The organism is Clostridium algoriphilum (genome assembly GCF_020443705.1).
Lineage (GTDB): Bacteria > Bacillota > Clostridia > Clostridiales > Clostridiaceae > Clostridium_AD > Clostridium_AD algoriphilum.
Window position 1 is genome coordinate 1 of the sequence record NZ_JAIZZK010000135.1, and the last position, 532, is coordinate 532.

General features: G+C 25.6%; 1 protein-coding gene. It reads left to right on the plus strand.

Going from position 1 to position 532, the window contains the following annotated elements:
• Window positions 1-532: TetR/AcrR family transcriptional regulator (locus LGK95_RS22275; RefSeq protein WP_226127121.1), on the plus strand; the 532-nt coding region annotated here is incomplete at both ends.

Sequence of the window (532 nt, forward strand, 5' to 3'; positions counted from 1 at the left end):
AGAAAAAGCAAGTCGATTTACTGAACAAACTAAGAAATGGTTAATTGAAGCCCTATTTGATTTAATGAAAGAAAAACCATACGCCATTATTACAGTTAAAGAAATAGCTGATCAAGCACAGTTATCAAGAAGAACATTTTATCGAAATTTTAAAGTTAAAGAAGATCTACTATCTAAATACACTAATTATTTGTTTGAAGACTATATAAAGTCTATAAAAGGAAAAAATGATTTCTCTTTTAATAGCATACTCGTTAATTATTTTGAATTTTGGGATAACCATATTAAAGAATTAAAATTACTTAAACAAAATCATTTATTTTACTTTATCATGGAACAAATAAATTCATTTATTCCCAATATAAATGAATTCACAGAAGTTCAATGGCATAATTACGATAACGATATTGAAGAAGAATATATAAGTCGTTATAACATAGGTGGTCTTTGGAATATATTATATAAATGGATAGACAATAAAGAAAGAGAATCCCCTAAAGAGATGGTTCAAGTAATTAGAAAAGCAATTGGT